At 43.8% G+C, this 632-nt stretch carries 1 protein-coding gene; it reads right to left on the minus strand.

The window, feature by feature from the left end; translation table 11 throughout:
- Positions 1-632 (minus strand): DEAD/DEAH box helicase family protein (locus ACFINU_RS10295; protein WP_375667734.1); only part of this gene is annotated, 632 nt, incomplete at both ends.

Here is a 632-nt window from a genome sequence, read left to right on the forward strand (position 1 = left end):
TGCTAAACCATGATCCTTTTGCGCATCAACAATGACTTGTATTGATTGATAGGTAGCAAAAATAACACTCATCGCATGGGGAGAAGAGTTGCCTACTTTCTCGACAAGCCTAGAGGCATCTGTGGTAGCAGGGAGGGCTAAATCCGATGCCGATATCTCCCCATCATCTTCTTGGTTTTTACGCCGCTTGCCGATTTGCTTATCAGAACACACCGCAAAGCAACGCAAGGGCACTTGTGCATCGGCTGTCCATTCACGAATGCTTTGTGACATCAAGGCAAGAGAGGGGACCAAAAACAACACATGCTTGCCTTGACCTGCTATGGTTTCTGCTATCTTCAAACTGGTGAAAGTCTTGCCCGTTCCACATGCCATAATCAGCTTGCCACGGTCTGCTTCTTTCAAACCTTCACAAACTGCTTTGAGCGCTTCTTTCTGATGATCTAAAAGCTTTTTCTTCGTTTGCTCGTAAAGAACAATGTTGCCTGTCTTATCAAAAATACCCCAATCGATTTGACTATTTTCCATATCAAACAGATTAATTCGATAAACCGGAACCGCTTGCCCTTCAATCATGGTATTGGCATTTTCGCTTAAGTCTTTTTCGGTGCTATCAATGAGAAGACGGTATT

Source organism: Bartonella sp. AC130YNZD (assembly GCF_042196865.1).
Lineage (GTDB): Bacteria > Pseudomonadota > Alphaproteobacteria > Rhizobiales > Rhizobiaceae > Bartonella.